The 25,818-nt window shown below is 63.8% G+C and carries 28 protein-coding genes, 1 tRNA gene and 1 riboswitch; of the genes, 17 read left to right on the plus strand and 12 right to left on the minus strand.

Annotated elements, in window-relative coordinates; all coding sequences use genetic code 11:
- Positions 1-18 precede the first annotated feature (18 nt).
- Positions 19-891: an N-formylglutamate amidohydrolase gene (locus tag V6590_RS08160; RefSeq protein WP_335421779.1), complete on the minus strand. Its 873-nt coding sequence runs from the start codon at positions 889-891 to the stop codon at positions 19-21.
- Between the two features lie 145 nt (positions 892-1,036).
- On the opposite strand from V6590_RS08160, the gene V6590_RS08165 reads away from it, so the two are divergent.
- The 3 genes from V6590_RS08165 to V6590_RS08175 all read left to right on the plus strand — a co-directional run bounded on the left by V6590_RS08165 (position 1,037) and on the right by V6590_RS08175 (position 2,025).
- Positions 1,037-1,111, plus strand: a tRNA-Val gene (locus V6590_RS08165).
- A gap of 67 nt (positions 1,112-1,178) precedes the next feature.
- Entirely contained in the window at positions 1,179-1,304 is a 126-nt protein-coding gene (ykgO, locus tag V6590_RS08170; RefSeq protein ID WP_054302743.1) for a type B 50S ribosomal protein L36, read from the plus strand.
- A gap of 340 nt (positions 1,305-1,644) precedes the next feature.
- Entirely contained in the window at positions 1,645-2,025 is a 381-nt protein-coding gene (locus tag V6590_RS08175) for a hypothetical protein (protein ID WP_335421789.1), read from the plus strand.
- Positions 2,026-2,179: 154 nt separating this feature from the next.
- Here the strand turns inward: V6590_RS08175 and V6590_RS08180 are convergent, their stop codons facing one another.
- Positions 2,180-2,746 (minus strand): peroxidase-related enzyme, encoded by a 567-nt coding sequence (locus tag V6590_RS08180; protein WP_335421790.1) that lies wholly within the window; start codon positions 2,744-2,746, stop codon positions 2,180-2,182.
- Between the two features lie 107 nt (positions 2,747-2,853).
- Here V6590_RS08180 and V6590_RS08185 point away from each other — a divergent pair, with 107 nt between their 5' ends.
- From V6590_RS08185 to V6590_RS08200, 4 genes are all read left to right on the plus strand, one after another.
- On the plus strand, positions 2,854-3,465 hold the full coding sequence (locus V6590_RS08185; protein ID WP_335421792.1) for a glutathione S-transferase: 612 nt from the start codon (positions 2,854-2,856) through the stop codon (positions 3,463-3,465).
- A 429-nt stretch (positions 3,466-3,894) separates the two neighbouring features.
- Positions 3,895-4,455: a ubiquinol-cytochrome c reductase iron-sulfur subunit gene (gene petA / locus V6590_RS08190; protein ID WP_335421794.1), complete on the plus strand. Its 561-nt coding sequence runs from the start codon at positions 3,895-3,897 to the stop codon at positions 4,453-4,455.
- Positions 4,456-4,467: 12 nt separating this feature from the next.
- Positions 4,468-5,781, plus strand: a complete 1,314-nt coding sequence (petB, locus tag V6590_RS08195; protein WP_335421797.1) for a cytochrome b — start codon at positions 4,468-4,470, stop codon at positions 5,779-5,781.
- A gap of 19 nt (positions 5,782-5,800) precedes the next feature.
- Entirely contained in the window at positions 5,801-6,592 is a 792-nt protein-coding gene (locus V6590_RS08200; protein ID WP_335421799.1) for a cytochrome c1, read from the plus strand.
- Positions 6,593-6,653: 61 nt separating this feature from the next.
- On the opposite strand, the gene V6590_RS08205 is transcribed toward V6590_RS08200, so the two are convergent.
- Genes V6590_RS08205 through thiB form a run of 3 tightly spaced genes read right to left on the minus strand, consistent with a single transcriptional unit; the run spans position 6,654 to position 9,815 of the window.
- Positions 6,654-7,340 (minus strand): thiamine ABC transporter ATP-binding protein, encoded by a 687-nt coding sequence (locus tag V6590_RS08205; protein ID WP_335421801.1) that lies wholly within the window; start codon positions 7,338-7,340, stop codon positions 6,654-6,656.
- On the minus strand, positions 7,327-8,859 hold the full coding sequence (locus V6590_RS08210) for an ABC transporter permease family protein (RefSeq protein WP_335421803.1): 1,533 nt from the start codon (positions 8,857-8,859) through the stop codon (positions 7,327-7,329). Before V6590_RS08210 ends, V6590_RS08205 begins: the two co-directional genes overlap by 14 nt.
- Positions 8,835-9,815, minus strand: a complete 981-nt coding sequence (gene thiB / locus V6590_RS08215) for a thiamine ABC transporter substrate binding subunit (protein ID WP_335421805.1) — start codon at positions 9,813-9,815, stop codon at positions 8,835-8,837. The genes V6590_RS08210 and thiB overlap by 25 nt, the downstream gene beginning before the upstream one ends.
- 47 nt (positions 9,816-9,862) lie before the next feature.
- Positions 9,863-9,962, minus strand: a riboswitch (TPP riboswitch).
- 169 nt (positions 9,963-10,131) lie between these two features.
- Between thiB and V6590_RS08220 the strand changes: the two genes are divergently transcribed.
- Positions 10,132-10,839 (plus strand): hypothetical protein, encoded by a 708-nt coding sequence (locus V6590_RS08220; protein WP_335421807.1) that lies wholly within the window; start codon positions 10,132-10,134, stop codon positions 10,837-10,839.
- Between the two features lie 5 nt (positions 10,840-10,844).
- Here the strand turns inward: V6590_RS08220 and V6590_RS08225 are convergent, their stop codons facing one another.
- The 3 genes from V6590_RS08225 to V6590_RS08235 all read right to left on the minus strand — a co-directional run bounded on the left by V6590_RS08225 (position 10,845) and on the right by V6590_RS08235 (position 13,183).
- The gene (locus V6590_RS08225) at positions 10,845-11,297 is read right to left on the minus strand and encodes a GNAT family N-acetyltransferase (protein ID WP_335421809.1); all 453 of its coding nucleotides are present in this window, start codon (positions 11,295-11,297) and stop codon (positions 10,845-10,847) included.
- Between the two features lie 103 nt (positions 11,298-11,400).
- Positions 11,401-11,832, minus strand: a complete 432-nt coding sequence (gene irrA / locus V6590_RS08230; RefSeq protein WP_335421811.1) for an iron response transcriptional regulator IrrA — start codon at positions 11,830-11,832, stop codon at positions 11,401-11,403.
- An 88-nt stretch (positions 11,833-11,920) separates the two neighbouring features.
- Positions 11,921-13,183: an MFS transporter gene (locus V6590_RS08235; RefSeq protein WP_335421813.1), complete on the minus strand. Its 1,263-nt coding sequence runs from the start codon at positions 13,181-13,183 to the stop codon at positions 11,921-11,923.
- A gap of 176 nt (positions 13,184-13,359) precedes the next feature.
- Between V6590_RS08235 and V6590_RS08240 the strand changes: the two genes are divergently transcribed.
- From V6590_RS08240 to V6590_RS08265, 6 genes are all read left to right on the plus strand, one after another.
- Positions 13,360-14,283: a histone deacetylase family protein gene (locus V6590_RS08240; RefSeq protein WP_335421815.1), complete on the plus strand. Its 924-nt coding sequence runs from the start codon at positions 13,360-13,362 to the stop codon at positions 14,281-14,283.
- Entirely contained in the window at positions 14,280-14,519 is a 240-nt protein-coding gene (locus V6590_RS08245; RefSeq protein WP_335421817.1) for an exodeoxyribonuclease VII small subunit, read from the plus strand. Before V6590_RS08240 ends, V6590_RS08245 begins: the two co-directional genes overlap by 4 nt.
- Entirely contained in the window at positions 14,516-15,385 is an 870-nt protein-coding gene (locus V6590_RS08250; RefSeq protein WP_335421820.1) for a polyprenyl synthetase family protein, read from the plus strand. The genes V6590_RS08245 and V6590_RS08250 overlap by 4 nt, the downstream gene beginning before the upstream one ends.
- Positions 15,386-15,406: 21 nt before the next feature.
- Positions 15,407-17,320: a 1-deoxy-D-xylulose-5-phosphate synthase gene (gene dxs / locus V6590_RS08255; protein ID WP_335421822.1), complete on the plus strand. Its 1,914-nt coding sequence runs from the start codon at positions 15,407-15,409 to the stop codon at positions 17,318-17,320.
- A gap of 56 nt (positions 17,321-17,376) precedes the next feature.
- Positions 17,377-18,309: a restriction endonuclease gene (locus V6590_RS08260; RefSeq protein ID WP_335421824.1), complete on the plus strand. Its 933-nt coding sequence runs from the start codon at positions 17,377-17,379 to the stop codon at positions 18,307-18,309.
- A 252-nt stretch (positions 18,310-18,561) separates the two neighbouring features.
- On the plus strand, positions 18,562-19,425 hold the full coding sequence (locus V6590_RS08265) for a CPBP family intramembrane glutamic endopeptidase (protein WP_335421826.1): 864 nt from the start codon (positions 18,562-18,564) through the stop codon (positions 19,423-19,425).
- Positions 19,426-19,431: 6 nt separating this feature from the next.
- Here the strand turns inward: V6590_RS08265 and V6590_RS08270 are convergent, their stop codons facing one another.
- Positions 19,432-20,295: an SDR family oxidoreductase gene (locus tag V6590_RS08270; RefSeq protein WP_335421829.1), complete on the minus strand. Its 864-nt coding sequence runs from the start codon at positions 20,293-20,295 to the stop codon at positions 19,432-19,434.
- Positions 20,296-20,422: 127 nt separating this feature from the next.
- Between V6590_RS08270 and V6590_RS08275 the strand changes: the two genes are divergently transcribed.
- The 3 genes from V6590_RS08275 to V6590_RS08285 all read left to right on the plus strand — a co-directional run bounded on the left by V6590_RS08275 (position 20,423) and on the right by V6590_RS08285 (position 23,296).
- On the plus strand, positions 20,423-21,913 hold the full coding sequence (locus V6590_RS08275) for an AMP nucleosidase (protein WP_434063241.1): 1,491 nt from the start codon (positions 20,423-20,425) through the stop codon (positions 21,911-21,913).
- A 130-nt stretch (positions 21,914-22,043) separates the two neighbouring features.
- Positions 22,044-22,331 (plus strand): HU family DNA-binding protein, encoded by a 288-nt coding sequence (locus V6590_RS08280; protein WP_335421831.1) that lies wholly within the window; start codon positions 22,044-22,046, stop codon positions 22,329-22,331.
- A gap of 98 nt (positions 22,332-22,429) precedes the next feature.
- Positions 22,430-23,296: a DMT family transporter gene (locus tag V6590_RS08285; RefSeq protein WP_335421833.1), complete on the plus strand. Its 867-nt coding sequence runs from the start codon at positions 22,430-22,432 to the stop codon at positions 23,294-23,296.
- A gap of 20 nt (positions 23,297-23,316) precedes the next feature.
- Here V6590_RS08285 and aroC read toward each other — a convergent pair whose 3' ends face one another.
- Genes aroC through V6590_RS08300 form a run of 3 tightly spaced genes read right to left on the minus strand, consistent with a single transcriptional unit; the run spans position 23,317 to position 25,685 of the window.
- Positions 23,317-24,420 (minus strand): chorismate synthase, encoded by a 1,104-nt coding sequence (aroC, locus tag V6590_RS08290; protein WP_335421835.1) that lies wholly within the window; start codon positions 24,418-24,420, stop codon positions 23,317-23,319.
- Between the two features lie 54 nt (positions 24,421-24,474).
- Positions 24,475-25,188: a response regulator gene (locus V6590_RS08295; protein WP_335421837.1), complete on the minus strand. Its 714-nt coding sequence runs from the start codon at positions 25,186-25,188 to the stop codon at positions 24,475-24,477.
- On the minus strand, positions 25,185-25,685 hold the full coding sequence (locus V6590_RS08300; protein WP_335421839.1) for a MarR family winged helix-turn-helix transcriptional regulator: 501 nt from the start codon (positions 25,683-25,685) through the stop codon (positions 25,185-25,187). Before V6590_RS08300 ends, V6590_RS08295 begins: the two co-directional genes overlap by 4 nt.
- Positions 25,686-25,818: the final 133 nt, after the last annotated feature.

Below are 25,818 nucleotides of genomic sequence, written 5' to 3' on the forward strand. Positions count from 1 at the left end.
TCGCAGGTTCTGGCAGGGTTATTCTGCGGCCAGTCGCCGGTCGGGGGCGAAGCTTTCGGCCAGATCGGCGACCACCTCGGCCATCAGGGCCTGAAAGGCCGGGAAATCCGGTCGGGGTTCGATCCGCGCCTCATCCATGTACAGCGCGCGGTCAATTTCCACCTGAACCGCATGATGCCCGCGAGAGGGGCGCCCATAGGTCTGGGCGATATAGGCCCCGGCAAAAGGCGCGTTGCGTGCGACGCGCAGGCCCGCCCTTCGGAAAGCGGTCTCGATCCGGTCCATCACCACACGGCCTGCCGCCGCCCCGAAACGATCGCCCAACACCACCTCGGGGTGGCTATTGCCCGGCCTGGCATGGGTTTCGATCGCCTCATGCGGCATGGAATGGCAGTCGATCAGCACGGCTTCGCCGAATCGGCTTTCCGTTTCGGTCATCAGGTTGCGCAGCCGGTCATGGTAGGGGTGCCAATGGGCGCGCAGCCGCGCTTCGGCCTCGGACCGGGGGAGTTTGCCGCGATAGATGGGCCGACCTTGCGCAACCACGCGCGGAATCACGCCCAGGCCCGAACTGATGCGCGGGTTGTGGGGCGCGCGGCTGACCCCTTCGATCAGCGCCGGATCAAGCTCGTCGCAGGCGCGGTTTAGATCGAGCCAGGCGCGCGGCGCGCGCGCGGCCAGCAGGGGCATGCCATGATGGGGGGCCGCCGCAAAGAGCTTGTCCACAAAGGCATCTTCCGACGACCGGATCAGCCGCGAATCAAGCACCGTGGCGTCCAGAAAGGCCGAAGGGTAATCCCGGCCGCTATGCGGCGACGAAAAGACCAGCGGCGCGAAGGTCGCCATCGGGCGCAGCAGGACATAGGCCTCGGTCTGGGTGCGGTGGATCATGACAAAACATATAGCGCGAATTTTTCTGTGACCAAAACCCCTTGAACACCCCTGCGACTCTCTTTATAGACCCCTTCACCGACGCGGTTCAGCCCGCGTCCTTTGTTTTTCGGCGAAGGGCGGCAGGCAGGATCACCCGGCGTGTGGGCGGTTAGCTCAGCGGTAGAGCACTACGTTGACATCGTAGTGGCCACTGGTTCGATCCCAGTACCGCCCACCATTTCACCGCTTTCGCAAGAAGGCACGAGTTTCAAGGCGCACGCGCGCCGCGATATGGAGAGATGGCCATGAAGGTCAAGAACTCGCTGCGCTCGCTGAAGACGCGTCACCGCGACTGTCAGGTTGTGCGTCGTAAAGGCCGGGTCTATGTGATCAACAAGACCCAGAAGCGCTACAAGGCCCGTCAGGGCTGATTAGCGTAACGCCGATGCATTGAAAGACCGCTGTGGGAAACCGCAGCGGTTTTTTCATTTCGGGGGGCTGTTCGCTTCCGGGTCGCATTCTTGCGCGTGACTTTCTGCCCGATACAGACCCAGACCAAATCAAAGCAGCAAGACGGATCTGCCCTTCACGCTGAAAAACGCAGAAGCCTGGCAAGTGCGAAGCGACTACGCGGAACGATCCCGCCAGTGCCAGCAGCCTGCGCGATCCTGAACTTGTTTCCGGGCGAAATACACCTTTAAAGTGAGAGAGCGCGGGCAAATCTACCTAAAGTTTGCGCGCCACTTAGGGAATGTCGGCAAAGGAGATGCCATGAGAATCGCTGTAACATTGGCTGCGGCCGGTCTTTTACTTCTATCCGCATGTGGAGGCGGTCCCATCCAGCCGAATGTTGCTTCCATGAATGTTTCCAAAGACGGACACATGGTCTCTGGTCGGTACAACGCCCAAGGCTTTTCAGAGAGCGAAATCAAAACACTTGCCGCAAAAATGTGCGGAGGCTCGATCACTTCGTTCGGGTTGAAAGACAGCGATGATGGTATTGGCTTCGCTGCAAAGTGCGCAGGACAAAGCCCCTACGGTGGATTTGCAGGCAGCACTTTCTACCGCAAAGAAAATGGCACCGCTGAAGGATACATAACCTACTCCAACAACGGTAATCTTGCTCAGGAAAAGACGGTCATCAAGCTATAGGCAAGGGCCGGAGAGTTCGCTTCACCCGTATCCACGATACGGATGAAGCGCACCAGCGAACCCCGCGCCATAAGGCTCGGGGTTCCTTTTGTTTCTGCGGTCTGGAGCCTGGAGACCGGATCACTCAGAAGATTCCCCAGATTGCTTGCTCGCTTCACCGTGCCATCCCATGATACTCCGGGTTCGGGCGCATCTCGACCGCTGCGGCCACGCGGTTTGACATGTTGTAGAATGCCGCCACCGCCGCGATGTCCCAGATATCGGCATCGCTGAACCCCGCAGCGCGCAAGGCGGCGCGATCATCTTCGCCCATGTCGGCGGGGGCGTTGGTCAGCTTTACCGCAAAGGCCAGCATGGCCCGCTGGCGGGGGGTGATGTCCGCCACCCGCCAATTCTGGGCGATGGTTTCGGCAAGTGCGGGATTGCCGGTCAACTGCCGCAGGGCTGCGCCATGCGCGGTCAGACAATAGACGCAGGCATTCTGGGCCGACACGGCCACCGCGATCATTTCGCGCTCGGCCTTGGTCAGGCCGGACGGGGCCAGCATCAGATCGTTGTACATCGCCGAAAAGGCCCACAGCTTTTCGGCATCAAAGGCATAGGCCAGCAGCACATTGGGGATCAGCCCCAGCTTTTCGCGGCACTTGTCGAAATAGGTCGCCACATCTTCGGGCAGCGGGGCTTCAGGTTCCAGATCCAGCGCGGTTACTTTGTCGGTCATGTCAGTCCTCCCTGCGTCGCAGGGTGCAACGGGCCGCGCCGGGTTCCAACCCGGAAATTCCGCGCCTATCCTGCGGCCAGCCCTGACCCGAATCGTGGAGCCCGATCATGCGCCTGTATCACTCGCCGACCTCGCCCTATGTGCGCAAGGTTGTGGTCACCCTGTCCGAAACGGGGCTGCTGGAGAAGGTGGCGCTGGTGCCGGTGCAGACAACACCCATCGCCCCCGATGACCTGATCCTGGCGCAGAACCCGCTAGGCAAGATCCCGGCGCTGGAGCTGGACACGGGCGAGGTGCTGTATGACAGCCGGGTGATCTGTCGCTGGATCGACGATCATGCCGGGGCTGGGCTCTATGGCACCGGGGCCGCGCATTGGCCCATCGTCACGCTTGAGGCCACAGCGGATGGCATTCTCGATGCTGCCGTGCTGATGGTCTATGAATGGCGCATGCGTCCTGAAGAGCGGCGCCATTCCCCTTGGGTCGAAGGGCAATGGGGCAAGATTGCCCGCGCGCTGGACGCGCTTGAAACACGCTGGATGGACCGGCTGCAAGGCCCGCTGACCATGGGCCAGATCGCGGTTGGGGCCGCCCTGGGCTATCTGGATTTCCGGCATGCCGATCGTGGTTGGCGGGCCGATCATCCGCATCTGGCTGCTTGGGAAGCAGAGTTTTCGGCCCGCCCCTCCATGCAGGCAACCCGCCCCCCTGCCGCCTGACTGTGGGCTGATGCGCCTTGTGCCTGCCTTTGCAGAGCGCAGTCCCCCGTAACCACAATGTTGCCGTCACCGACACAAGGGGTGCTATGACGGGGCATCCGGTGGGCCTGTCGGTGGTCCAAGTTCCCGGAATCGGAGCCGTGGGCATGGCCCGTTCCGCCCCGACTGTGCAGGCCATGCCGGCACCGGCACGGCAATGCGTGCCAAAGCCCCGTTCGTCCGACAGGTTTTCCGGACCGTTAGGAAGCCTGGGCCGCGCCTTCAAGGCCACAGCGCAACAAAAGGTCGCATTCGCAGGGCCTGCGCGGCTTTGACCGCTGGACGTAGGGCAGGGCCTTGGCTAAAACCCGCCCATCCGGGCTGTGGGCGACCACTGCCCCTGGTTTTGCATGGGTCGCATGAGGCGGCCCTTGAGAGGGAGAAGATCTCGTGTCCCACGCAGAAGATCACGCAGGCACCCGCAGGGATTTCCTGTATTATGCGACGGCCGGTGCCGGCGCGGTGGCGACCGGTGCCGCCGTCTGGCCGCTGGTCAACCAGATGAATGCCTCGGCCGATGTCCGCGCGCTTGCCTCGATCTATGTCGATGTCTCGGGCGTGGCCGTGGGCTCGCAGCTGACCGTGAAATGGCGCGGCAAGCCGGTCTTCATCCGCCGTCGCACCCCTGAGGAAATCGAAGCTGCCCGCGCAGTGCAGCTGAGCGATCTGATCGATACCCAGTCGGAAAATGCCAACAAGCCTGGCACCGATGCCTCCGATGCCAACCGTTCGCTGGATGAAGCGGGCGAATGGCTGGTGATGCTGGGGGTTTGCACCCATCTGGGTTGCGTGCCGCTGGGCAATGGCGCGGGCGAATTCGGCGGCTGGTTCTGCCCCTGCCACGGGTCGCATTACGACACTGCGGGCCGTATCCGCAAAGGCCCCGCGCCGCGCAACCTGGATGTGCCGGTGGCCAAGTTCACCGACGAAACCACGATCCTGCTGGGCTGAGGAGTATACCCAATGGCCGGAATTCCGCACGACCATTACGAGCCCGCATCGGGCGTTGAGAAGTGGCTGCACAAGCGCCTGCCCATCGTCGGGCTCGCCTATGACACTCTGATGATCCCCACGCCCAAGAACCTGAACTGGATGTGGATCTGGGGCATCGTTCTGACTTTCTGCCTTGCCCTGCAGATCGTGACCGGCATCGTGCTGGTGATGCACTACACCCCGCATGTCGATCTGGCCTTTGCGTCGGTCGAACATATCATGCGTGACGTGAATGGCGGCTGGGCGCTGCGCTACCTGCACGCCAACGGCGCTTCGCTGTTCTTCGTGGCCGTGTATCTGCACATCTTCCGCGGCCTGTACTACGGATCGTACAAGGCCCCGCGCGAAGTGACCTGGCTGATCGGCATGATCATCTATCTGATGATGATGGGTACCGCCTTCATGGGCTATGTGCTGCCATGGGGGCAGATGTCCTTCTGGGGCGCGACCGTGATCACCGGCCTGTTCGGTGCGATCCCGGGTGTCGGCCCTTCGATTCAGGACTGGCTGCTGGGCGGGCCTGCAGTGGACAATGCCACGCTGAACCGCTTCTTCTCGCTGCATTACCTGTTGCCCTTCGTGATTGCGGCGCTGGTTGCCGTGCATATCTGGGCCTTCCACACGACCGGCAACAACAACCCGACCGGGGTTGAGGTGCGTCGCGGGTCGAAGGAAGAAGCCAAGAAAGACACCGTGCCGTTCTGGCCGTACTATGTGATCAAGGACCTGTTCGCGCTGGCCGTGATCCTGGTGGTGTTCTTTGCCATCGTCGGCTTCATGCCCAACTATCTGGGTCACCCCGACAACTATATCGAGGCGAACCCGTTGGCCACGCCGGCCCATATCGTGCCGGAATGGTACTTCCTGCCCTTCTACGCGATCCTGCGCGCCTTCACCGCCGATGTCTGGGTGGTGCAACTGACCAGCTTCCTGACCTTCGGGATCGTGGACGCCAAGTTCTTCGGCGTGGTCGCCATGTTCGGCGCGATTGCGGTGATGGCGCTGGCCCCCTGGCTGGATACTTCGTCGGTGCGGTCGGGCAAGTATCGCCCGATGTTCAAATGGTGGTTCGCGCTGCTGTGCTTCGATTTCGTCGTGCTGATGTGGGTGGGTGCGATGCCGACCGATCCGCCCTATGACTGGATCTCGCTCATAGCCTCTACCTACTGGTTCGCCTATTTCCTCGTGATCCTGCCGCTGCTCGGGGTGATCGAAAAGCCGCTGCCGCAGCCCGCGACCATCGAGGAAGACTTCAAGGCCCATTACCCGCATGCGGCCGAGTGAGAGAAAGGAACGGACTGAGATGTTTCGTAAAATCGCAATCAGCGCCATTTCCGCTCTTGCCCTGATGTCGGGCGCTGCCTTGGCGGCTGGCGCGGAAGGCCATATCGAAGACGTTGCCTTCGCCCATGAAGGCCCGTTTGGCACCTTCGACAAGAACCAGCTGCAGCGCGGCCTGCAGGTGTTCACCGAGGTCTGCTCGGGCTGCCATGGCATGAAGTTCGTGCCGATCCGCACCCTGGCCGATGAAGGTGGCCCAGAACTGCCCGCCGATCAGGTGCGCGCCTATGCGGCCAGCCTGGACGAGGTGGAACTGCCGGGTGGTGAAGCCCGCCCGCGTGAATGGACCGACAAGTTCCCGTCGCGTTCGGGTGAGGGTATGGGCCCGGACCTGAGCCTGATGGCCAAGGCCCGCGCCGGGTTCCACGGCCCCTATGGCACCGGCATCAGCCAGTTGGTGAATGGCATCGGCGGCCCGGAATACATCTATTCGATCCTGACCGGCTATACCGGCGAGACGAAGGAAGAGGCCGGGACGACCTTCTACGAAAACCACGCCTTCCCAGGGGGCTGGATTGCCATGCCGCCTCCGCTGTCGGATGATCAGGTCACCTATGCCGACGGCCATCCTGCCACCTTGCATCATATGGCGGAAGATGTGTCGGCCTTCCTGATGTGGACGGCGGAACCCAAGATGATGGCCCGCAAGCAGATGGGCTTTGTCGCCGTTACCTTCCTGATCCTGCTGTCAACGCTGCTTTACCTGACCAACAAGCGGCTTTGGGCTGGCATCAAGGGCAAGACGCACGCCTGATCTTCAGATCATGACCAAGAAAAAACCCCGCAGTTACCTGCGGGGTTTTTGCTTTTGCGCGTCAGCCTTGGCCCAGATAGGCGGCGAGCGCAGGCGGCGGATGATCCAGCAGGGTGGCGGTGGGTCTTGCCGGTTCGGCCCTGCCTTCGGCCACCAGCACGGTCTGATCGGCAAAGGCGCGGGCATCGCCCGGGTCATGCGTTACCATCAGCACCAGCGCAGGCCCGGCGGTTTCGGCCAACAGGGCCAGCATTTCTGCTTTCAGCGCAGGCCCGAGCGCGGCAAAGGGTTCATCCAGCAGCAGAATGGGCCGGGCCCGCAACAGGCAGCGCGCCAATGCGGCCCGGCTTTGCTGCCCGCCTGACAGTTGCGCTGGCTTGCGTGCGCTTAGGCCAGACAGCCCCACCCGCTCCAGCACGGCATCGACCGCGCGATGATCGACACGGCGCAGCGATGGGTCCAGCCCAAGGCCTAGGTTCTGCGCCACAGTCAGATGCGGAAACAGGTTCTGATCCTGAAACAGCATCGAAAGCGGCCGCCGCCCGGGCGGCAGGGTGTCAATCCTGTCACCATGCCAGAGGATGCGGCCGGCTTGCGCTGGCTGAAACCCGGCAATTGCCCCAAGCAGGGTGGATTTTCCCGCACCCGAGGGACCGATCACGGCAATCCGCGCCCCGGCGGCCAGCGTCAGGTCGGCTTCAAGCCGGAAATCATCCTGCACGATCTGCAGGCCTTCAAGGCTCAGCATCGGCACGCCCCCATCTGTCACAGATACAGAAAACCCCGAAAGCGGCAATCACCAGCAACAGGGCCGTAGCTGCCGCCGCGTCGGTGCGATAGGCCCCCATCAGCCGCTGGATCACCAGTGGCAGGGTCACGCCGTCTTCGGTGGCGAAAAGGGCGATCACCCCCAGGTCCCCGATTGCCAAGGCCGCACAGAGGCCGGTGGCAAAGCCAAGCGGGCGGCGCAGGCGGGGCAGGATCAGCAGCCGAAACGCGGCCCAGCCGCGCAGATCCAGCGCCGCCGCCAGCCGCCCATAATCGGCCTGCAACGCCTGCGCATGGGGCAGGATCAGCCGGTAGGCGAAGGGCAGGGCGATCATCGCGGTGACCAGAACCGTAACAGGCAGCGCAAGGTCGGGCGGATTGGCAAAAGGCCGGATAGCCAGAAACAGCCCGGTGCCCAGCACAAGCGATGACCCGGCCAGTGGCAGCATCGCCGCCGCCCCTTGCCAACGCGCGCCCTGCGCCACGGCCAGCGCGAGCGTCAGGGCGGCGCCCACGGCCAGTGGGGCCGCAAGTCCTGCAACCAGCAATGACGCGCCAAGGGCTGGCCAGACCGCGCCCGGCAAATCGGGCAGGCCGATCACGCCGCGCAGTGCCACGGCAATCAAGGGGGCGGCCAGAAAAGCGGTTGCCGCCGTGATCACGACAACGTCACAGATGAGTCGCCAGCCACCCGGTGCGGGCAGGGGCTGCATCCGGTCCAGACCGGCCCCAAAACCGGCCCCTTGGGTGACCATCGCCGCAAGCGCAACCCCGGCACCACAAGCCGCCACCTGTAACACCGCAAGGGCCGCCGCGCGGCCCAGATCGAAATCAAACCGCACTGCCTGATAGATGGCAAGCTCGACCGTCGTGGCGGCTGGCCCGCCCCCCAGCACCAGCACCACCGCGAAGCTGGTCAGGCAGATGGCAAAGATGGCCAAGGTGGCCCCCGGCAGCACGGCGCGCAGCATCGGAATTTCGATGTGCCGCCACAGATCGGCAGGACCAAAGCCCAGACTTTCGGCCAGCCGCAACCGCTCTGCCGGGATGGCCTGCCAGCCTTGCAGGATCATCCGGGTGGCCAACGGCATGTTCAGAAAGACATGGGCCAGCACCACACCGCCCAGCCCGAAGATCGACACGGGCGGCAGGCCCAGACCCGCCAGCACCTGATTGACGATCCCGGCGCGGCCAAAGACGGCCAGCAGACCCAGCACGGCCACGATCACAGGCAACAGAAACGGGGCGCCAAGCGCGGCGATCAGGGCGCCGCGCCCGGGCCAACGCCGCCGCGCCAAAGCCCGGGCCAGCGGCACCGCGCAGGTGACGGAAGCCAGCGCCGACAGTGCCGCTTGCAACACCGTAAAGCGCAAGGCGGCCCAATCCGCCGCCGACAAGGCAGGAGCCACCCCGCCCGAATGCCAGATGACCACAGCCACGGGGCCAAGGGTCAGAACCCCCAGCCCCGCCGCGATCAACGCGCCAGCGCGGCGCGCCATTCGTCCAACGCCGGGCCGCGTGCGGCCTCGGCCTCATCTGCTGACAAAAGCAGCGATCTGCCGGGCTGGATCAGGGTTTCAAAGCCCTTGGGCAGCCCTTCTGCCGGCTGTTTGGCCGGGTACATCCAGTTTGTCGTGGGCAGAACCACCTGCGCCGCATCGCTGAGCATGAAGGTCAGAAAGGCATCGGCAAGTGCCGGTTGATCGCTGGCGGCCAGTTTGCCCATCACCTCGACCTGCAGGTAATGGCCTTCGTCAAACAGCGCGGCAGTCTTGCTGTCATCCTGTTCGGCGATCAGGTGATAGGCAGGCGACGTGGTATAGCTCAGCACCAGATCGGCCTCGCCTTCCAGAAACATGCCATAAGCCTCGGACCAGCCGGGGGTGACAGTCACGATATTGTCCGCCAGATCGGCCCAGATTTGCCCGGCCTTGTCACCATGGGCGGCCTTGACCCACATCAGCAGGCCCAGACCAGGGGTGGAGGAGCGCGGATCCTGAATGACGATCTTCAGGTCAGACGCGGCCAGTTCGACAAAGGACTTGGGGGCGGTCAGTTTGCGATCATGCACGAAGGCGAACCAGCCCCAGTCATAGGGCAGAAATTCGGCATCCGAAAACGCGACCGGCAGGTTGGTCTGCGGGGTCTGGCCATGCGGTGCAAACAGACCGGTTGCCCGGGCTGCCGAGGTCAGGTTGGTATCCAGCCCCAGCACGACATCAGCATTCGATCCGGAACCTTCCAGTTGCAGCCGTGCCAGCAGTGCGGCGCCGTCCCCCGCGGGGGTGAAGCGCAGATCGCAGGCGCAGGTTGCCTCGAAAGCCTTTTCGATGGCGGGGCCAGGCCCCCATTCGCTGGTGAAGCTGTCATAGGTCAGCACATCAAGCACCGGGGTCTCGGCACTGGCCATGGTGGCCAATACAGAAAGACCCGCGGCAAATGGCAAGGATTTCATGATCTTGTCTCCTCTCATCTGCGACGGGCGGAGACAGGACGCCCCATTGCACGGGGCCGCACCTTCCCTCCGCCGGTCCTAACCGGTTCAGGTTCAACGGGTCCGCGTTGCCGCGTCTCAGCCCATGGGGCACCCCGAGGTAGAGCGGAACATAACGCTCTGGAATTTCGCGGCAAGCGGAAAATCCCGGGCGAGAACCCGGGTTTGCAAACGGGGCTGTCAAATCTGCATTGCTCTGCTATTCTGCCTGCAGAGGCCGACAAAGGCCCGACCGAGCAGAAAACCGGGGCAAGCCCGGCGTGTACAGGAGACAGTCATGTTCATCACCCGTGTTGCGGGCATTGTCGGGCTTATGGCCCTGCTGCCCACTGCCGCCCATGCCGAATTTGTCGGGGGCAGCCTGTCGCTGTCACATTCGGCATTTGTGGACGACACGGATGAGGCGAAATCTGCTGCGCGGGGATCCTTCGATTTCCAATGGGGACAGTTCGGCCTGCAAAGCGATCTGGGCATCGCGGGCCTGCATGCGCTGGATCGGACGAACAAGAACATCACCACCCATGGCTATTACAGCTTTGCCCCGGGCCAAGCTGCAGGTCTGTTCTACAGCGTCGATATTCAGGGCAGTTCGGGCGAGGGCGTTCTGGGGGCCGAATATACCCAAGGCATCGGGGCCACGCAGGTCGAGGCCTATCTGGGCCGATCCACCGCCGATACATCGGCCACGCTGGCCGGGTTCAATGTGGCCATGCCAGTCGGCGCGGGCGGGCTTGAAATGGGTCTGGATGTCGATTTCGCCAGCGTGGATGGCGGAAGTTCTGCCACAAAATACGGCGTCACCGGCGTATGGGCGCTTGGCGACAGCACCCGGTTCATCGGCGAAGTCGGGGCAGTTGCCGGGCGCTATGGCACCACCAACCCGGACGGGGCCTATGTCAAACTGGGCGTCGATTTCCGCTTTGGTGCCAATGGTGGCGCCACATTTGGCGAGCGGTCGATCCTGAACGCCTTCCCGGGGCGCTGAACCGGTCAGATCAGCAGGCGCAGGCGGGGACCGATTTCCTGAAACCCCTGCGCCTGATAAAAGGCCAGGGTCCGGCCCCAGTCCGGCTGGGCCGGGGCGCCGACCTCCAGCCGATGCCAGCCGCGCGCCCGCGCGATGGCCTTGGCCTGTGCCAGAAGACAGGCGGCGATACCCTGCGACCGCAGCGCGGGCAGGACATAGAGTTCGGTGATTTCGCCAAAGCGGCCACCGGCATAGATCGCCGCACATTCATTGAGCAGCATGACACCGACTGCCTGCCCTTCCTGCAGGGCCAGCATGGCGTGAATCCCGGGTTCAGACAGCACGTCGCGGGCAAGGTCTGGCGCAGGTAGATGGTCGGTTCCGGACAATTCGGTCAGCAGGGCTGCCACCAGCCGGGCGACGGTTTCAGCGTCCTCGGTAATGGCTGGGCGCAAGACGGTGCGAGGGGCGGACATCGCAGTTCCTTCGATGGGGTGCTGCGAAATTTGATCAAATTTGGGCATTGCGCAAGCGAAGTCGCCATCACAGCGAAGCAATTCGCTAGTCGTTGGGGCTTAGTCAGGCTTTCTTGCGCAGCCGGATCACCACATCGACCCGGGCGATCTCCATCCCTTCGGGAGGGGTCGGCAGGCGCGAGATGTCAAGCTCTTCGGCCGGCGCATCGGTCAGGCTGGCCGCATCTTCCCAGTAGAAATGCGGATGGTCCCCCATACGGGTGTCGAAATAGCTTTTCGACCCGTCCACCACCACCTCTTGCATCAGCCCGGCATCGCAGAAGGCGCGCAAGGTGTTGTAAACGGTGGCAAGACTGACCTTTTCGTCGCCTTTGACCGAAGCGGCGAACAGGCTTTCGGCGGTGACATGGCGGTCTTCGCCATCGCCCACCAGCAAGCTGGCCAAGGCAAGGCGTTGACGGGTCGGGCGCAGGCCACCACGCGCCAACCATTCGGTTGCGCGGCTGTGGGTCAGGTCTTCGCTTGCCTCGGTCATCCGTCTGCCTTGCATCACTTGCCAGTTATGTAAGGCCAGAATGCCGGAAATTCAAATGGCATTTGCATATGTTTGGCGTGAGCCGGGGTCAGCGCCGCCAGCCGGTCACTTCGGACAGCAAGCGCCGCAAGGGGCGCTGAACCACGATCGAGACGATGACCAGTGCCACCCCCGCCACCCAGAGCGGCAGAACCAGCGCGTCGGCGCGGCCCAGCCAAGGGGATGACTGTTCGATTATCACCCCGGCCAGCAGACTGCCCAGCGGAATCGCGCCCCAGGCCAGCAACCGGTACAGGCTGTTGACACGCCCGCGCAACATGTCGGGGATCAACCGCTGCCGCGTGCTGACCGACACGATGTTCCAGTAGATGCCGCCCAGATGCATCAGCGCAAAACAGGCCCCGAGTGCCACCGGATGGGCCAGCATCGGCATGGCCATCACCGCAAACGCGCTCAGGAACAGCATGCTGCCGCAGGTGGCCCCCGGGCCGATCCGGGCCACCACCCGGTCACCGGTCAACCCGGCGATGATCCCGCCGATGGCCATGGCCGACAGCACAAGCCCATAGGTCGACGCGCTCATCTGCAGGTTTTCCTGCGCATGCAGCAGCAGGGCAAACATCATCATGGAATCAAGAAGGTTCCATAGTCCGGTGATGCAAGCGAGCATGAGCAGCAGTGGTTGGGCCAGCAGATAGCGGAACGCTTCGGCCAGATCGCGGCGCCAATGGGCAGGCTGGTCGCCGGGTGCTGGCCGGAACTGGCCCTTCATCGCCAGCAGGATCAGGGCCGCCGCCGCATAGGCGGCCGCATTCACCGCGAAGGGCAGGGCAAGTGCCGCGCCCAGAAGCAATGCACCAAGCGCCGGGCCAAGCATCTGGTTTGTCACGGATTCCAGTGACCAGAGCTGCCCGTTTGCCCGCTCCAGCGCCTGATCGGGCACCAGAGCGGGCAGCAGGGTCTGGGCGGCGTTGTCGCGAAACACCTCGGCCACGCCAACGACCAAAGCCGCCAGGCACAGCGTCAGGAACAAGGGCCAGGAGGAAACTCCGGTTGCGGGGGCAGTGGCGCTGGGTGCCCAGACCATCAGCGCAACAGCCGCAACCGCAAAGGCGGCAGCGCGCAGCGCATCCATCGCCAGCACCATCCTGTGCCGGTCAACCCGGTCAGCCACCAGCCCGGCCGGAATCGCGAAGATCACCCAGGGCAGGCGCAGCGCCACCGGGACCAGCGCGATCAAGGCCGCGTCGCGCGTCAGCAGTGAGGCCACCCAGACCCAGATCAGGGTCGCGATGCCATCGGCCAGATTGGCCAAACCGCTGGCCGCCAGAAAACGTGTAAATTGAGACATGTAGCCCCCCTGCAACCTGCGCACAGTTTCGCAGCATCAAACCAAGGTCAAGGCCCCTGCTTCCCGCTGCGGCAGGGCTTGCAATCCTGTCTGACCTGCGCAGGATGGCGGCGTTAATCAAGGTTAATCAGTGTTTGGGTGAACCCGGGGCGCAGCGCCCCCCCGAAAGGCCACTGATGACGACCCTGTTCTATTCGCACCCCGATTGCATCGCCCATGCCGAACCGCCAGGGCATCCTGAACAGGCAGCCCGGTTGCGCGCGGTCGAGGCGGCACTGGCCCAGAGCCGGTTGGATCGCCGGGACGCACCGCTGGCCGACGGGCAATCTGTGTTGCGGTGCCATCCGCGTACCTATCTGGAACGGGTGGCAGCCACAGTCCCGCGCGAGGGTTGGGCGATGCTGGATGGCGATACCTATCTGGCCCCGGGATCGGTGGCGGCGGCCCTACGCGGGGTGGGGGCGGCCTGCGCTGCTGTCGATGCCGTTCTGGCCGGGGCTGCGGCCAATGCCTTTATCGCCACCCGCCCACCGGGCCATCACGCCGAAACCGATCGGGCCATGGGGTTTTGCCTGTTCGGCACTGTTGCCATTGCGGCGAAACATGCGCTGGATCATCACGGGCTCGGACGTGTCGCGGTGCTGGATTTCGATGTGCATCACGGCAATGGCACGCAGGATCTTCTGTGGGACGAGGCACGGGCGATGTTCGTATCCTCGCACGAGATGCCATTGTATCCCGGCACGGGCTCTCCGGGGGAACGGGGCGCTTATGGACAGATTGTCAATCTGCCGCTGCGTGGCGGGTCGGGCCGGGCGGCGATGCGGGCGGCCTGGGAACCGGCGCTGGACCGGCTGGCCGAATTTCGCCCGGAACTCATTCTTGTCAGCGCGGGTTTTGATGCGCATGAGGAAGATCCGCTGGCCAGCCTGGAATGGGAAACCGCCGATTTCGTCTGGCTGACCGAGGCAATCTGCGATCTGGCCGATGGCACTTGCGGTGGACGGGTGGTATCGGCGCTGGAGGGCGGCTATGATCTGGCAGCCTTGGGCGAAAGCGTTGCCGCCCATGTCGAAGTGCTGGAGCGGAGAGGCCGATGACCGAAAGACCGATTGCCGAAATGAGCTTTGAAGAGGCCATGGCCGAACTGGAAACCGTGGTCGGCAAGCTGGAACGCGGCGATGTGGCGCTGGAGGCCAGCATCAAGCTGTATGAACGCGGAGCCTTGCTGAAGGCGCATTGCGCCGAAAAGCTGAAGGATGCCGAGGCGAAGGTGGAATTGATCCGCGCGCAGGAAGGCCGGGCGGTGGCAACGGCTCCGGCGGAGGGGCTGTGAGCTTTCACGACCTGTTGCAGGCCGATGCCGCGCGGGTGCAGGCGCGGCTGGATGCGGCCTTGGCCGGTTTGGATGATGTGCCGGTGGTGCAGGCCATGCGCTATGCGGTGCAGGGCGGCAAGCGGCTGCGGGCCTTTCTGGTGATGGAATCGGCCCGGCTGCATGGCGTGGGGCCGGAAGCTTCGGTCAGTGCGGCGGCGGCGGTGGAGGCGTTGCACGCCTATAGCCTGATCCATGACGACATGCCCTGCATGGATGATGACGATCTGCGGCGCGGCCTGCCCACGGTGCATGTGAAATGGGATGAGGCGACGGCGGTGCTGGCGGGCGATGCCTTGCAGACGCTGGCCTTTGAATTGCTGTGCGACCCGGCCTTGGGCGCGGCGGAGCGGCGGCTGGCCTTGGTGGCGGGGCTGGCGCGGGCCAGCGGCGCGCAGGGCATGGTTCTGGGGCAGGCGCTGGATATTGCCGCCGAAACCGCCCCCGCGCCCCTGACTCTGCCCGAGATCACGCGGTTGCAGGCCGGAAAGACCGGGGCCTTGATCTGCTTTTCTGCCGAAGCGGGCGCGCTGATGGCCGGGGCCGATCCGGCCCCCTTGCGCGCCTATGCCACGGCAATGGGCCTTGCCTTTCAGATTGCCGATGACATTCTTGATGTGACAGGCGACGAAGCAGCCACCGGGAAACGTGTCGGCAAGGATGCCGATGCCGGCAAGGCCACCTTCGTTTCGCATCTCGGGCTGGAAGGTGCACGGGCGCGGGCGAGTGAATTGGTGCAACAGGCGGAAAATGCCCTTTCACCCTATGGTGACAGGGCCGCTGCCTTGATCGAAGCGGCGCGCTTCGTTATCTCGCGCCAAAGCTGACGCGCCCGAGGAGGGCCTGCCATGACCGACCGACCCAAGACCCCGATCCTTGACCGTGTGCGCGTGCCCGCCGACATGAAGGGCCTGAGCGACCGCGAGCTGCGGCAATTGGCCGATGAATTGCGCGCCGAGACGATCAGCGCGGTGTCGGTCACCGGCGGGCATCTGGGCGCGGGTCTGGGTGTGGTGGAGTTGACGGTTGCGATTCATGCCGTGTTCAACACCCCGCGCGACAAGCTGATCTGGGATGTGGGGCATCAATGCTATCCGCACAAGATTCTGACCGGGCGGCGCGACCGCATCCGCACCCTGCGGATGGAGGGGGGACTTTCGGGTTTCACCAAGCGGTCGGAAAGCCCCTATGACCCGTTCGGGGCGGCGCATTCGTCCACCTCGATCAGCGCGGCCCTTGGGTTCAAGGTTGCTGCCGATCTGGGGGGGGATCCCGGCGATGCGATTGCGGTGATCGGCGATGGCTCGATGAGCGCGGGCATGGCCTTTGAGGCGATGAACAATGCGGGCCATCTGGGCAAGCGCCTGTTCGTGATCCTGAATGACAATGAAATGTCGATCGCGCCGCCGGTAGGTGCGCTGTCCAGCTATCTGTCACGTCTATACGCCGAGGCGCCGTTTCAGGAGTTGAAACAGGCGGCCAAAGGCATGGTGAGCCTGTTGCCCGAACCCCTGCAGGAAGGCGCGCGCCGGGCCAAGGAAATGCTCAAGGGCATGACCGTGGGCGGCACCCTGTTCGAGGAGTTGGGCTTTTCCTATGTCGGCCCGATTGATGGCCATGACCTTGACCAGCTTCTGCCCCTGCTGCGCACCGTCAAGGCGCGGGCGACGGGGCCGATGCTGATCCATGTGATCACCAAAAAGGGCAAAGGCTATGCCCCCGCCGAGGCGGCGATGGACAAGGGCCATGCCACGGCCAAGTTCGACGTGCTGACCGGGGTGCAGGTGAAGGCGAAATCCAACGCGCCGAGCTATACCAAGGTCTTTGCGCAGGCGCTGCTGGCCGAGGGCGCGCGGGATGACAAGATCGTGGCCGTGACGGCGGCGATGCCGGATGGCACGGGGCTGAACCTGTTCGCCGAGCGGTTCCCGAAGCGCTGTTTCGATGTGGGCATTGCCGAACAGCATGCGGTGACCTTTGCCGCAGGCCTTGCGGCGGGGGGGCTGAAGCCCTTCTGCGCGATTTATTCCACCTTCTTGCAGCGCGGCTATGACCAGGTGGTGCATGATGTGGCGATCCAGCGCCTGCCGGTGCGCTTTGCGATTGATCGCGCGGGGCTGGTGGGGGCGGATGGCGCCACCCATGCGGGCGCCTTTGACGTGGCCTTCATGGCCAATCTGCCGGGCATGGTGGTGATGGCCGCAGCGGATGAGGCCGAACTGGTGGATATGGTGGCGACGGCGGCGGCCTATGACGAGGGGCCAAGCGCCTTCCGCTATCCGCGCGGCGATGGCATGGGCGTGGAGATGCCGGAGCGTGGCGCGGTGCTGGAGATCGGCCGCGGCCGGGTGATCCGCGAGGGCGGGCGCGTGGCGCTGCTCTCGTTCGGGACGCGGCTGGGAGAGGTGCTGAAAGCCGCCGAGGCGCTGACGGCGCGCGGCGTGGCCTGCACCGTGGCCGATGCGCGGTTCGCGAAGCCCTTGGACCGGGAGCTGATCTTGCAACTGGCCCGCCACCATGAAGCGCTGATCACGGTGGAAGAAGGCGCGGTGGGCGGCTTTGGCAGCCATGTGGCACAGCTTCTGGCCGAGGAAGGCGTGTTTGACCGGGGACTGAAATATCGCTCCATGGTGCTGCCCGATACGTTCATCGATCAGGCGAGCCCCGAGGCCATGTATGCCGTGGCGGGGATGAACGCGCCGCAGATCGAGGCCAAGGCGCTGGAAACGCTGGGCATTGCCACGGTGGGGCTGCGGGCCTGAGCCTTGCAACAGGCGGGTGAGCCGGATAGCCTTCGCGCAGCGGTTGCGGAGGTCTCATGCCGGTTCCTGACTATCAGACGTTGATGTTGCCTGTGTTGCGCGCCTTTGCGGAAGGGGCAACGCGGGTTTCTGATGTGCTGCCGCGCCTTCGGGCGGAGTTTCAGATCACCGAGGCGGAGGCCGAGGAGTTGCTGCCGAGTGGCACAATGACTGTGTTGGCCAACCGCGCGCATTGGGCGCGGACCTATCTTTCCAAGGCGGGCTTGTTGGAAAGCCCGCGCCGCAACCATCACCAGATCACGGAGCGCGGGCGGAGCCTGCTGGCCTCGCAGCCGGGACGCATTGATGTGGCGGCGCTGCGTGAGTTCGAGACTTTCAACGATTGGCGCGAGGGGCAAAAGGGTGAAGAGCTGGCGGATGTTATTCAACCTGTCGTGTCGACACAGCCGGAAGCCACCCCCGATGAAGTGATCTTGGCTGCCTATAAACACCTAAATAGTGCGTTGGAAACAGATCTGCTGGAATTGGTGTACACAATGCACCCGACCCGCTTTGAACAGTTGATCATCGACCTGCTGAATGCCATGGGCTACGGTGCGCGGGAGCTGGCCACGTCGATGCGTACCAAGGCCTCGGGGGATGGCGGGATTGACGGGATTATCCATGAAGATGCCTTGGGGCTGGATGCCGTCTATATTCAGGCCAAGCGCTATGCCCCCGGCAGCAATGTCGGGCGGCCCGCGATCCAGCAATTTGTCGGCAGCCTGACCGGCGAGGGGGCGACGAAGGGGGTGTTTGTCACCACCTCGGATTTCTCGGCCGAGGCGCGGGCTTATCTAAATAAGGTGCAGCACAGGATCGTCTTGATCAACGGGGCCGAGGTGGCGCGGCTGATGATCCAGCACGGTGTGGGGGTGCGGCCACGCAAGCCCTTCATCATCATTAATGACGTTGATGAAGGGTATTTCGCCGAAGTCAGTGGGCTGTAACCCAAGGCGATCTTCACGTCGGAGACCACGAATTTGGCCCGAGCAATGACACCACCTCGGCCGACGGCGGTTGTCCGTCCTGCGCTTGGCCCGGTTCCGCCCTGTCTGACTGCACCTTGCCCGACGATCATGCCTTGGGTTGCGCTACCTTTGGCGGTTTCGCAAATTGGGTGACTTGCCGTAAGGGCAAGGCTACTGTTTGGCCAAGGCGGCGGCGCGGGGCCGGCCGCAGATCGCAAAGACGAGGATATCATGGCGGAAGCATTTGCCATATCGCGGCCAATCTGGCAGCGCGTGCTGCAATCGCCGCTGACGCGCCTGCTCGTGCTGGGCTTTGTCATGCTGTATTTCATGGGCTGGGCGGAATCCTGGCTGGAGGCTTATAACGCCGCGCCGCTGACGAATCTGGCCATCCAGATTGTGCTGGGGCTGGCAGCTATTGGCCTGTATCTGACCTATGGCCGCTTCATCGAACGTCGGGTGGTGAGCGAGCTTGCAACCCAAGGTCTGGCGCGCGAATGGGCCTGGGGCGCGTTGTGTGGCGCCGGGCTTTACACCGCCTGCGCGGTGATCCTGATGATACTTGGCATCTATCAGGTGGATGGGGTGAACCCGCTGGTCTTTCTGCTGCCCAATCTGGCGATGGCGGTGAAATCGGGGATCTTTGAGGAATTGCTGTTCCGGGGCGTGCTGCACCGTTCGGTCGAGGCGGTGTTTGGCAGCTGGGCGGGGATTCTGGTTTCCTCGGCGGTGTTCGGTCTGGTGCATCTGATGAACCCTGACGCAACCCTGGGCGGGGCGATCTATATCAGTATCGAGGCCGGGCTGTTGCTCTCGGCGGCCTATCTGGTGACGCGTCGGTTGTGGATTTGCATGGGGTTCCACATGGCGTGGAACTACTTCCAGTCGGCGGTGTTTTCCGGGATCGTGTCGGGCTCGGCGACCGATCCGGGGCTGCTGAAGGCGCGGATCGAGGGGCCGGAATGGCTTACGGGGGGCAGTTTCGGCATGGAGCATTCTGTGGTGGCGCTGGTCTTGTGCACCACGACCGGGGTGATCTTGCTCATGGTCGCAATCCGCCGGGGGCATTTGCTGCCGCCGGTCTGGAAGCGGTGAGGGTGACTATACCTCATCATCCGTAAAATCCCCCGCCGCCAGCAGTGCCGCCAGCCCTTCGCGGTAGCTGGGGTAGCGCAGCCGCAGGCCAAGTTCCGCCTTGATGCGGTCGTTCCGCACACGCTTGCTTTCGGCATAGAAGCTGCGGGCCATCGGCGTCATTTCGGCGGTGTCCCAATCCTCGGCGGGCGGTTCTGGCATGCCCAGCAGATGCGCGGCATGGGCGATCACGGCCTCGGGCGGGGCGGGGTCATCGTCGCAGACATTGTAGATGCGGCCCGGGTTTGGACGCAGCATCGAGGCCTCCAGCGTGGCGGCAATATCTTCGACATGGATGCGCGAAAACACCTGGCCGGGTTTGACGATGCGCCGCGCGGTCCGGTTCCTGACCTTGGCGAACGGGCCGCGACCGGGGCCGTAGATGCCCGCGAGACGGAAGATGTGCAGCGGCAAACCAAGCGCCTGCCATTGTGCCTCGGCCATGACGCGCTGTTTGCCACGAATGGTCGAAGGGGTGAGCGGGGTATCCTCATCCACCCAGGCCCCCGCGTGATCGCCATAGACACCGGTTGTGGATAAATAGCCCACCCATTGCGGGCGCGCGGCGGCGATTTCGTCGGCGTGGGCGTTCAGCAACGGGTCGCCATCGGACCCCGGCGCGATGGAGGCAAGGATATGGGTCGCCGTTTCCAGCGCAGGGGCGAGCGATGTGCCCGGCCAGATCAGCGGTTCGATTCCTTCGGCGGCGAATGTGGCGGCCTTTTCGGCGCTGCGGGTGGTGCCGATGACGCGCCAGCCATGCTGCAAGGCCCGGCGGGCGAGGGCCTGCGCCGAATAGCCGTGGCCAAGAGAGAGGAGGGTATAGGTCATGGCCTGATATTGGGGATGCAGCCCGGCGGCTGCAAGGCCGTCATGCGCCTGACATGCACGACCGTTAGCGCCCTCACGCAAGGCTTGATTTCGCCCGGGCAGACGGTGCAGAAAGGGCGATCAAAAAATGGACAAAGACAAGATGCAGATATCGCAGACCCATATCGCGCCGCCCGATGCGGCGCATGAAAGCTTTACCGATGCCGCCGCAGCGGTGGCGCGTCTGGAAGCACTCTACCGGCAGGCCGTGGGCTTTCTGTCAGAGCATTTCAATGCCGTGATGCGGGGCGAACGTCCTGCCGCACGGGTTCGGGCCTTCTACCCCGAGATCAGGCTGTCCACCACCAGCTTTGCCAAGACCGACTCACGCCTGTCCTTCGGCCATGTCGCACAGCCCGGCACCTATGCCACCACGATCACCCGCCCCGATCTGTTCCGCAATTATCTGGTCCAGCAGATCGATCTTCTGGTGCAGAACCATGGGGTTCCGGTGCAGATCGGCCCATCCACCACCCCGATGCCGGTGCATTTTGCGGTGGCGGGCAATCCGGGTGTGCTGGTGCCGCAGGAAGGCGTGCTGGATTTTCCGCTGCGCGATGTGTTCGACGTGCCGGATCTGGCCACCACCAATGATGACATCGTGAATGGTGTGCTGACCGAATATCCCGATGGGTCGCGCCCGCTGGCCCCGTTCACGGCCCAACGGGTGGATTACAGTCTGGCACGGCTGGCCCATTACACGGCGACAGATCCGACCCATTTCCAGAACCATGTTCTGTTCACCAACTATCAGTTCTATGTCGATGAGTTCGAGGCCTATGCCCGCAAGGTTCTGGCCGATCCGGCTTCGGGCTATGTGGCCTTTGTCGCGCCGGGCAATCACCTAATCTCCGCGCCGGACGCCGAGCTTCCGGTGACGCCGAAAATGCCACAGATGCCGACCTATCACCTGAAGCGGGCCGATGGGCAGGGGATCACGCTGGTGAATATCGGTGTCGGGCCTTCGAACGCGAAAACCGCGACCGACCATATCGCCGTGCTGCGCCCGCATGCCTGGCTGATGGTGGGCCATTGTGCGGGGCTGCGCAACACGCAGGCGCTTGGTGATTTCGTGTTGGCCCATGCCTATCTGCGCGAAGATCACGTTCTGGATGCCGACCTGCCGATCTGGGTGCCGATCCCGGCTTTGGCTGAAGTGCAGATCGCGCTGGAAGACGCGGTTGAGCATGTCACGCAGCTTGAAGGCTATGAACTCAAGCGCATCATGCGCACCGGGACCGTGGCCACGATTGACAACCGCAATTGGGAATTGCGCGACCAGTCCGGCCCGGTGCAGCGCCTGTCGCAATCGCGTGCCATCGCGCTGGATATGGAAAGTGCGACCATCGCGGCCAACGGATTCCGCTTCCGGGTGCCCTATGGCACGCTGCTTTGCGTCAGCGACAAGCCGCTGCATGGCGAGTTGAAATTGCCCGGAATGGCATCGGATTTCTACAAGACCCAGGTGGCACGGCATCTGCAGATCGGCATTCATGCGATGGAGCTGATCCGCGAAATGCCGATCGAGCGCATCCATAGCCGCAAGCTGCGCAGCTTCGAGGAAACCGCGTTCCTCTGACCCGCAATTCCCCAGCGTTTACAGGCAAAAGGGGCTTGAACTTTGCCCCGAAAACCTGTGTAGCGGGGCACCATGCCCCGCCGGGGGCCCTGCCGGCGCGAGCAGCCCGGCACAAGAAAGGAACAGAAACATGTCGAAACCGATGACCAAGACCCAACTCGTCGCCGCCCTTGCCGAAGCCATGGGCGCCGACAAGAAAGTGGCAGGCAGCGCGCTGGATGCGATTGCCGAGGTCGTATCGCGCGAAGTGGCCAATGGCGGCACCGTGACCCTGCCGGGTCTGGGCAAGGTGGCCTGCAAGGCGCGCCCCGAACGTCAGGTCCGCAACCCCGCCACCGGCGAAACCGTGACCAAGCCGGCTGACAAGCAGGTAAAATTCACCATCGCCAAGGCGCTGAAGGACAGCGTGAACGCCTGATCCCGCAGGGGATGTGTTTTCAAGGGCCGCCCCGCTGTCGGGCGGCCCTTTGCATTTGGGCATTCGCCGCCTAGGGTCGGGGCAAAGAGGGGGCGGCAATGGATTTGCGGGCAATTGTCATCGGGCTCAGCTTTGCGCTGATCTGGTCTTCCGCCTATGCGACGGCGCGGATCATCGTGGCTGAAAGCGCACCGATCCTGTCGCTGGCCCTGCGCTTTGCGATTTCGGGGGCGATTGCCGTGGGGGCGGGGCTGGCCATGGGGCAAAGCCTGCGGCTGACGGCGGCGCAGGGGCGGGCCACGCTGATCTTTGGCCTGTGCCAGAACGGGATTTATCTGGGGCTTTACTTCGTTGCGATGCAGTGGATCGAGGCTTCGCTGGCCGCGATCATCGCATCGACCATGCCGCTGCTGGTGGCAGGTCTGGGCTGGGCGGTGAAGGGCGAGCGGTTGCCGGTATTGGGCATGGCCGGGCTATTCATGGGCTTTGCCGGCGTGGCGGTCATCATGTCGGCCCGGCTGGGGTCTGGGGCCGATCCGCTGGGGGTGGCGCTGTGCGTGATCGGGGCCCTGGCTCTGGCGATTGCCACACTCACGCTGCGGGGGGCCGCTTCGGGCGGCAATGTCTGGATCGTGGTCGGGCTGCAGATGTGGGTTGGTTCCATCAGTCTTGGGCTGGCGGGCGCGATGCTGGAGGTCTGGCACAGCACATGGTCGCTGCGCTGGCTGACCGCCATGGCCTATCAGATCGTCATGCCCGGGCTGGCCGCCACCTTGCTCTGGTTCGCGCTGGTGCGGCGCATCGGCGCGGTGAAGGCCGCGACCTTTCACTTTCTGAACCCGTTTTTCGGGGTGGCCATTGCAGCCGTCCTGCTGGGTGAAACCGTCCGGCTGACCGACATGATCGGGGTTGCCATCGTGATGGCCGGAATCCTGGGGGTGCAACTGTCGCGCAACCCGACCTGAAGGGCAGGTTGCGTCAGGTTTCAGCCGATTTCGCCGCGAACGCCGCCGGTCTGGCCACGGTCCAGCAGCAGGTGATCCAGCAGCACGCAGGCCATCATCGCCTCGCCCACGGGCACCGCGCGGATACCGACGCAGGGGTCGTGCCGGCCTTTGGTGATCAGATCGATTTCATCCCCGGCCTGATTGATCGTGCGGCGCGGGGTCAGGATCGAAGAGGTCGGCTTGACCGCAAAGCGCACCACCACGTCCTGCCCGGTGGAGATGCCGCCCAGAATCCCGCCAGCATGGTTGGACAGGAACACCGGCCCGTCCGGCCCCATGCGGATTTCGTCGGCGTTTTCGGTGCCCGTCAGTTCTGCCGCCGCCATGCCGTCGCCAATCTCCACGCCCTTCACGGCATTGATCGACATCATCGCCGCCGCCAGATCGCTGTCGAGCTTGCCATAGATCGGTGCGCCAAGCCCTGCGGGCACGCCGCTGGCGACCACCTCGATCACGGCGCCCACGGAATCATGCGCGTCCTTGCGCAGATGATCCAGATATTCGGCCCATTCCACCGCCATGACAGGATCGGGGCACCAGAAATCGTTGCGCCCGATTTCTGCCGCGTCGAACCGGCTGCGATCGATCTTCCGCGCGCCCATCTGCACCATATAGCCCGTGATCTTCAGGCCGGGCACGAGCGTAGCAAGGGCGGAACGCGCAACCCCGCCCGCCGCCACACGCGCCGCCGTTTCCCGCGCCGAGGACCGACCGCCGCCACGGTAATCGCGCAGACCATATTTCAGGTGATAGGCGATATCGGCATGACCGGGGCGGAAGGCCTTGGCAATCTCGCCATAGTCCTTTGATCGCTGGTCGGTATTTTCGATCATCAGCTGAATCGAGGTGCCGGTGGACAGGCCGTCAAACACACCTGACAGGATTTTCACCGCGTCGGGTTCCTGCCTTTGGGTGGTGAACTTGCTTTGCCCCGGCTTGCGCTGGTCCAGCCAGTGCTGCAGCGCACCCGGCTCTACCGGTACGCCGGGCGGGCAGCCATCAATCGTGGCCCCAAGCGCAGGGCCGTGGCTTTCGCCCCAGGTGGTGACGCGGAACAGATGGCCGAAGGTGTTCAAGCTCATGGACAGGGCTCCTTTGCGCCCCGTTTAGGGGATTTGCGCGGGCGGGGAAAGGCGTCAGTCGGGCTGCAGCATGTAGCCCGCACCCCGTACTGTCTGCAGATAGCGCGGTTGTTTGGGGTCGGCCTCGATCTTGCGCCGCAGCCGGGTGATCTGCACATCAACTGCGCGTTCCTGCGATTTGTCGCTGTCAGGCCCGTCATCCGGCCCCAGATCGCCCACCAGCCTTTCGCGGCTGACCGGCTCGCCCGGCTGGGCCGCGAAAATGCGCATCAACTGCGCCTCGGTCGCGGTCAGGCGAACGGGATCGGTCCCGCGCCACAGTTCGCCGCGTTCCATGTCATAGCGTACCTCGCCCAGATGCAGCACCTTGGGCCCGGCCTGTTCCGGTTTCACGGCGGGCACACGGCGCAGAATCGCATTGATGCGCAGCAAGAGTTCCTTGGGTTCAAACGGTTTGACCAGATAGTCGTCCGCGCCGGCCTCCAATCCTTCGATCCGGTTCTGTGTCTCGCCCTTGGCCGTCAGCAGCAGGATCGGCACGTTCAGCTTGGCACGCAGATCGCGGGTCAGGGCGATGCCATCTTCGCCCGGCATCATCACGTCCAGAATGATCATGTCGAATTCCAGCCCGGCCAGCAGGCGTCGGGTCTGGGGGGCATCCTTGGCGACCGTGACCAGAAATCCGTTACGGATCAGGAATTTCTGCAAGAGGCCGCGAATGCGTTCGTCATCATCCACCACAAGAAGATGCGCCTGCAGGTCATTCATGCGCCGCCCTCCTTCAAGGTCAGGTATTGCCGCTTCAGTTCCGGGTCCATCATCGATTCCAGCACGGTGCGAAATCCTTGCACGGCCTGCGGTCCGGCGGCCCGATAGGCCGCCCGCATCCGGGCCCGCTGGGCATCGGACAACTGCCGTTCCAGTTCCGCGCCGCGTTCGGTTAGGAACAGATGGCGTTCGCGCTTGTCCACCTTGCCGATCCGGCTTTCCACCAGACCGTCGTCGATCAGCGTGCGCAGGACGCGGTTCAGGCTTTGCTTGGTAACGCCAAGGATGTTGAGCAGGTTGTTCACCGTCGTGCCCGGGCTGCGATGGATGAAGTGCATCGCCCGGTGATGGGCACGGCCATAATCGAGGTTTTCCAGAATCCGGTCGGGATCTGCGGTAAAGCCGCGATAGGCGAAGAACATCGCCTCGATGCCCTTGCGCAACTGCTCGTCAGTCAGAAACAGCAGGCTTTCGCCGCCATGCCCCGGATCGCTCATTGCTGCCTCCCTCACTTCCTCGGGAATTTACGTCAGCCTTGTTGACTTTCCAAGTCGCAACTGTTAGCCGGATGGCAGATTTTGCGCAACATTATGTCCGATGCGGACCTGATCTGCGCAACTTGTGCAAAAC

This window comes from Gemmobacter denitrificans (genome assembly GCF_036964905.1).
Lineage (GTDB): Bacteria > Pseudomonadota > Alphaproteobacteria > Rhodobacterales > Rhodobacteraceae > Gemmobacter > Gemmobacter denitrificans.

Bases quoted from the DNA above. Each gene is read 5' to 3' on its own strand.
- V6590_RS08180 (WP_335421790.1), bottom strand. From the start codon at position 2,746: ATGACCGACAAAGTAACCGCGCTGGATCTGGAACCTGAAGCCCCGCTG.
- V6590_RS08285 (WP_335421833.1), top strand. From the start codon at position 22,430: ATGGATTTGCGGGCAATTGTCATCGGGCTCAGCTTTGCGCTGATCTGG.
- V6590_RS08295 (WP_335421837.1), bottom strand. From the start codon at position 25,188: ATGAATGACCTGCAGGCGCATCTTCTTGTGGTGGATGATGACGAACGC.
- petB (WP_335421797.1), top strand. From the start codon at position 4,468: ATGGCCGGAATTCCGCACGACCATTACGAGCCCGCATCGGGCGTTGAG.
- V6590_RS08225 (WP_335421809.1), bottom strand. From the start codon at position 11,297: ATGTCCGCCCCTCGCACCGTCTTGCGCCCAGCCATTACCGAGGACGCT.
- V6590_RS08205 (WP_335421801.1), bottom strand. From the start codon at position 7,340: ATGCTGAGCCTTGAAGGCCTGCAGATCGTGCAGGATGATTTCCGGCTT.
- V6590_RS08185 (WP_335421792.1), top strand. From the start codon at position 2,854: ATGCGCCTGTATCACTCGCCGACCTCGCCCTATGTGCGCAAGGTTGTG.
- V6590_RS08280 (WP_335421831.1), top strand. From the start codon at position 22,044: ATGTCGAAACCGATGACCAAGACCCAACTCGTCGCCGCCCTTGCCGAA.
- V6590_RS08160 (WP_335421779.1), bottom strand. From the start codon at position 891: ATGATCCACCGCACCCAGACCGAGGCCTATGTCCTGCTGCGCCCGATG.
- V6590_RS08200 (WP_335421799.1), top strand. From the start codon at position 5,801: ATGTTTCGTAAAATCGCAATCAGCGCCATTTCCGCTCTTGCCCTGATG.
- aroC (WP_335421835.1), bottom strand. From the start codon at position 24,420: ATGAGCTTGAACACCTTCGGCCATCTGTTCCGCGTCACCACCTGGGGC.
- V6590_RS08275 (WP_434063241.1), top strand. From the start codon at position 20,423: ATGGACAAAGACAAGATGCAGATATCGCAGACCCATATCGCGCCGCCC.
- V6590_RS08265 (WP_335421826.1), top strand. From the start codon at position 18,562: ATGGCGGAAGCATTTGCCATATCGCGGCCAATCTGGCAGCGCGTGCTG.
- dxs (WP_335421822.1), top strand. From the start codon at position 15,407: ATGACCGACCGACCCAAGACCCCGATCCTTGACCGTGTGCGCGTGCCC.
- V6590_RS08260 (WP_335421824.1), top strand. From the start codon at position 17,377: ATGCCGGTTCCTGACTATCAGACGTTGATGTTGCCTGTGTTGCGCGCC.
- V6590_RS08245 (WP_335421817.1), top strand. From the start codon at position 14,280: ATGACCGAAAGACCGATTGCCGAAATGAGCTTTGAAGAGGCCATGGCC.
- V6590_RS08220 (WP_335421807.1), top strand. From the start codon at position 10,132: ATGTTCATCACCCGTGTTGCGGGCATTGTCGGGCTTATGGCCCTGCTG.
- V6590_RS08300 (WP_335421839.1), bottom strand. From the start codon at position 25,685: ATGAGCGATCCGGGGCATGGCGGCGAAAGCCTGCTGTTTCTGACTGAC.
- ykgO (WP_054302743.1), top strand. From the start codon at position 1,179: ATGAAGGTCAAGAACTCGCTGCGCTCGCTGAAGACGCGTCACCGCGAC.
- irrA (WP_335421811.1), bottom strand. From the start codon at position 11,832: ATGACCGAGGCAAGCGAAGACCTGACCCACAGCCGCGCAACCGAATGG.
- thiB (WP_335421805.1), bottom strand. From the start codon at position 9,815: ATGAAATCCTTGCCATTTGCCGCGGGTCTTTCTGTATTGGCCACCATG.
- V6590_RS08175 (WP_335421789.1), top strand. From the start codon at position 1,645: ATGAGAATCGCTGTAACATTGGCTGCGGCCGGTCTTTTACTTCTATCC.
- V6590_RS08270 (WP_335421829.1), bottom strand. From the start codon at position 20,295: ATGACCTATACCCTCCTCTCTCTTGGCCACGGCTATTCGGCGCAGGCC.
- V6590_RS08210 (WP_335421803.1), bottom strand. From the start codon at position 8,859: ATGGCGCGCCGCGCTGGCGCGTTGATCGCGGCGGGGCTGGGGGTTCTG.
- V6590_RS08240 (WP_335421815.1), top strand. From the start codon at position 13,360: ATGACGACCCTGTTCTATTCGCACCCCGATTGCATCGCCCATGCCGAA.
- V6590_RS08235 (WP_335421813.1), bottom strand. From the start codon at position 13,183: ATGTCTCAATTTACACGTTTTCTGGCGGCCAGCGGTTTGGCCAATCTG.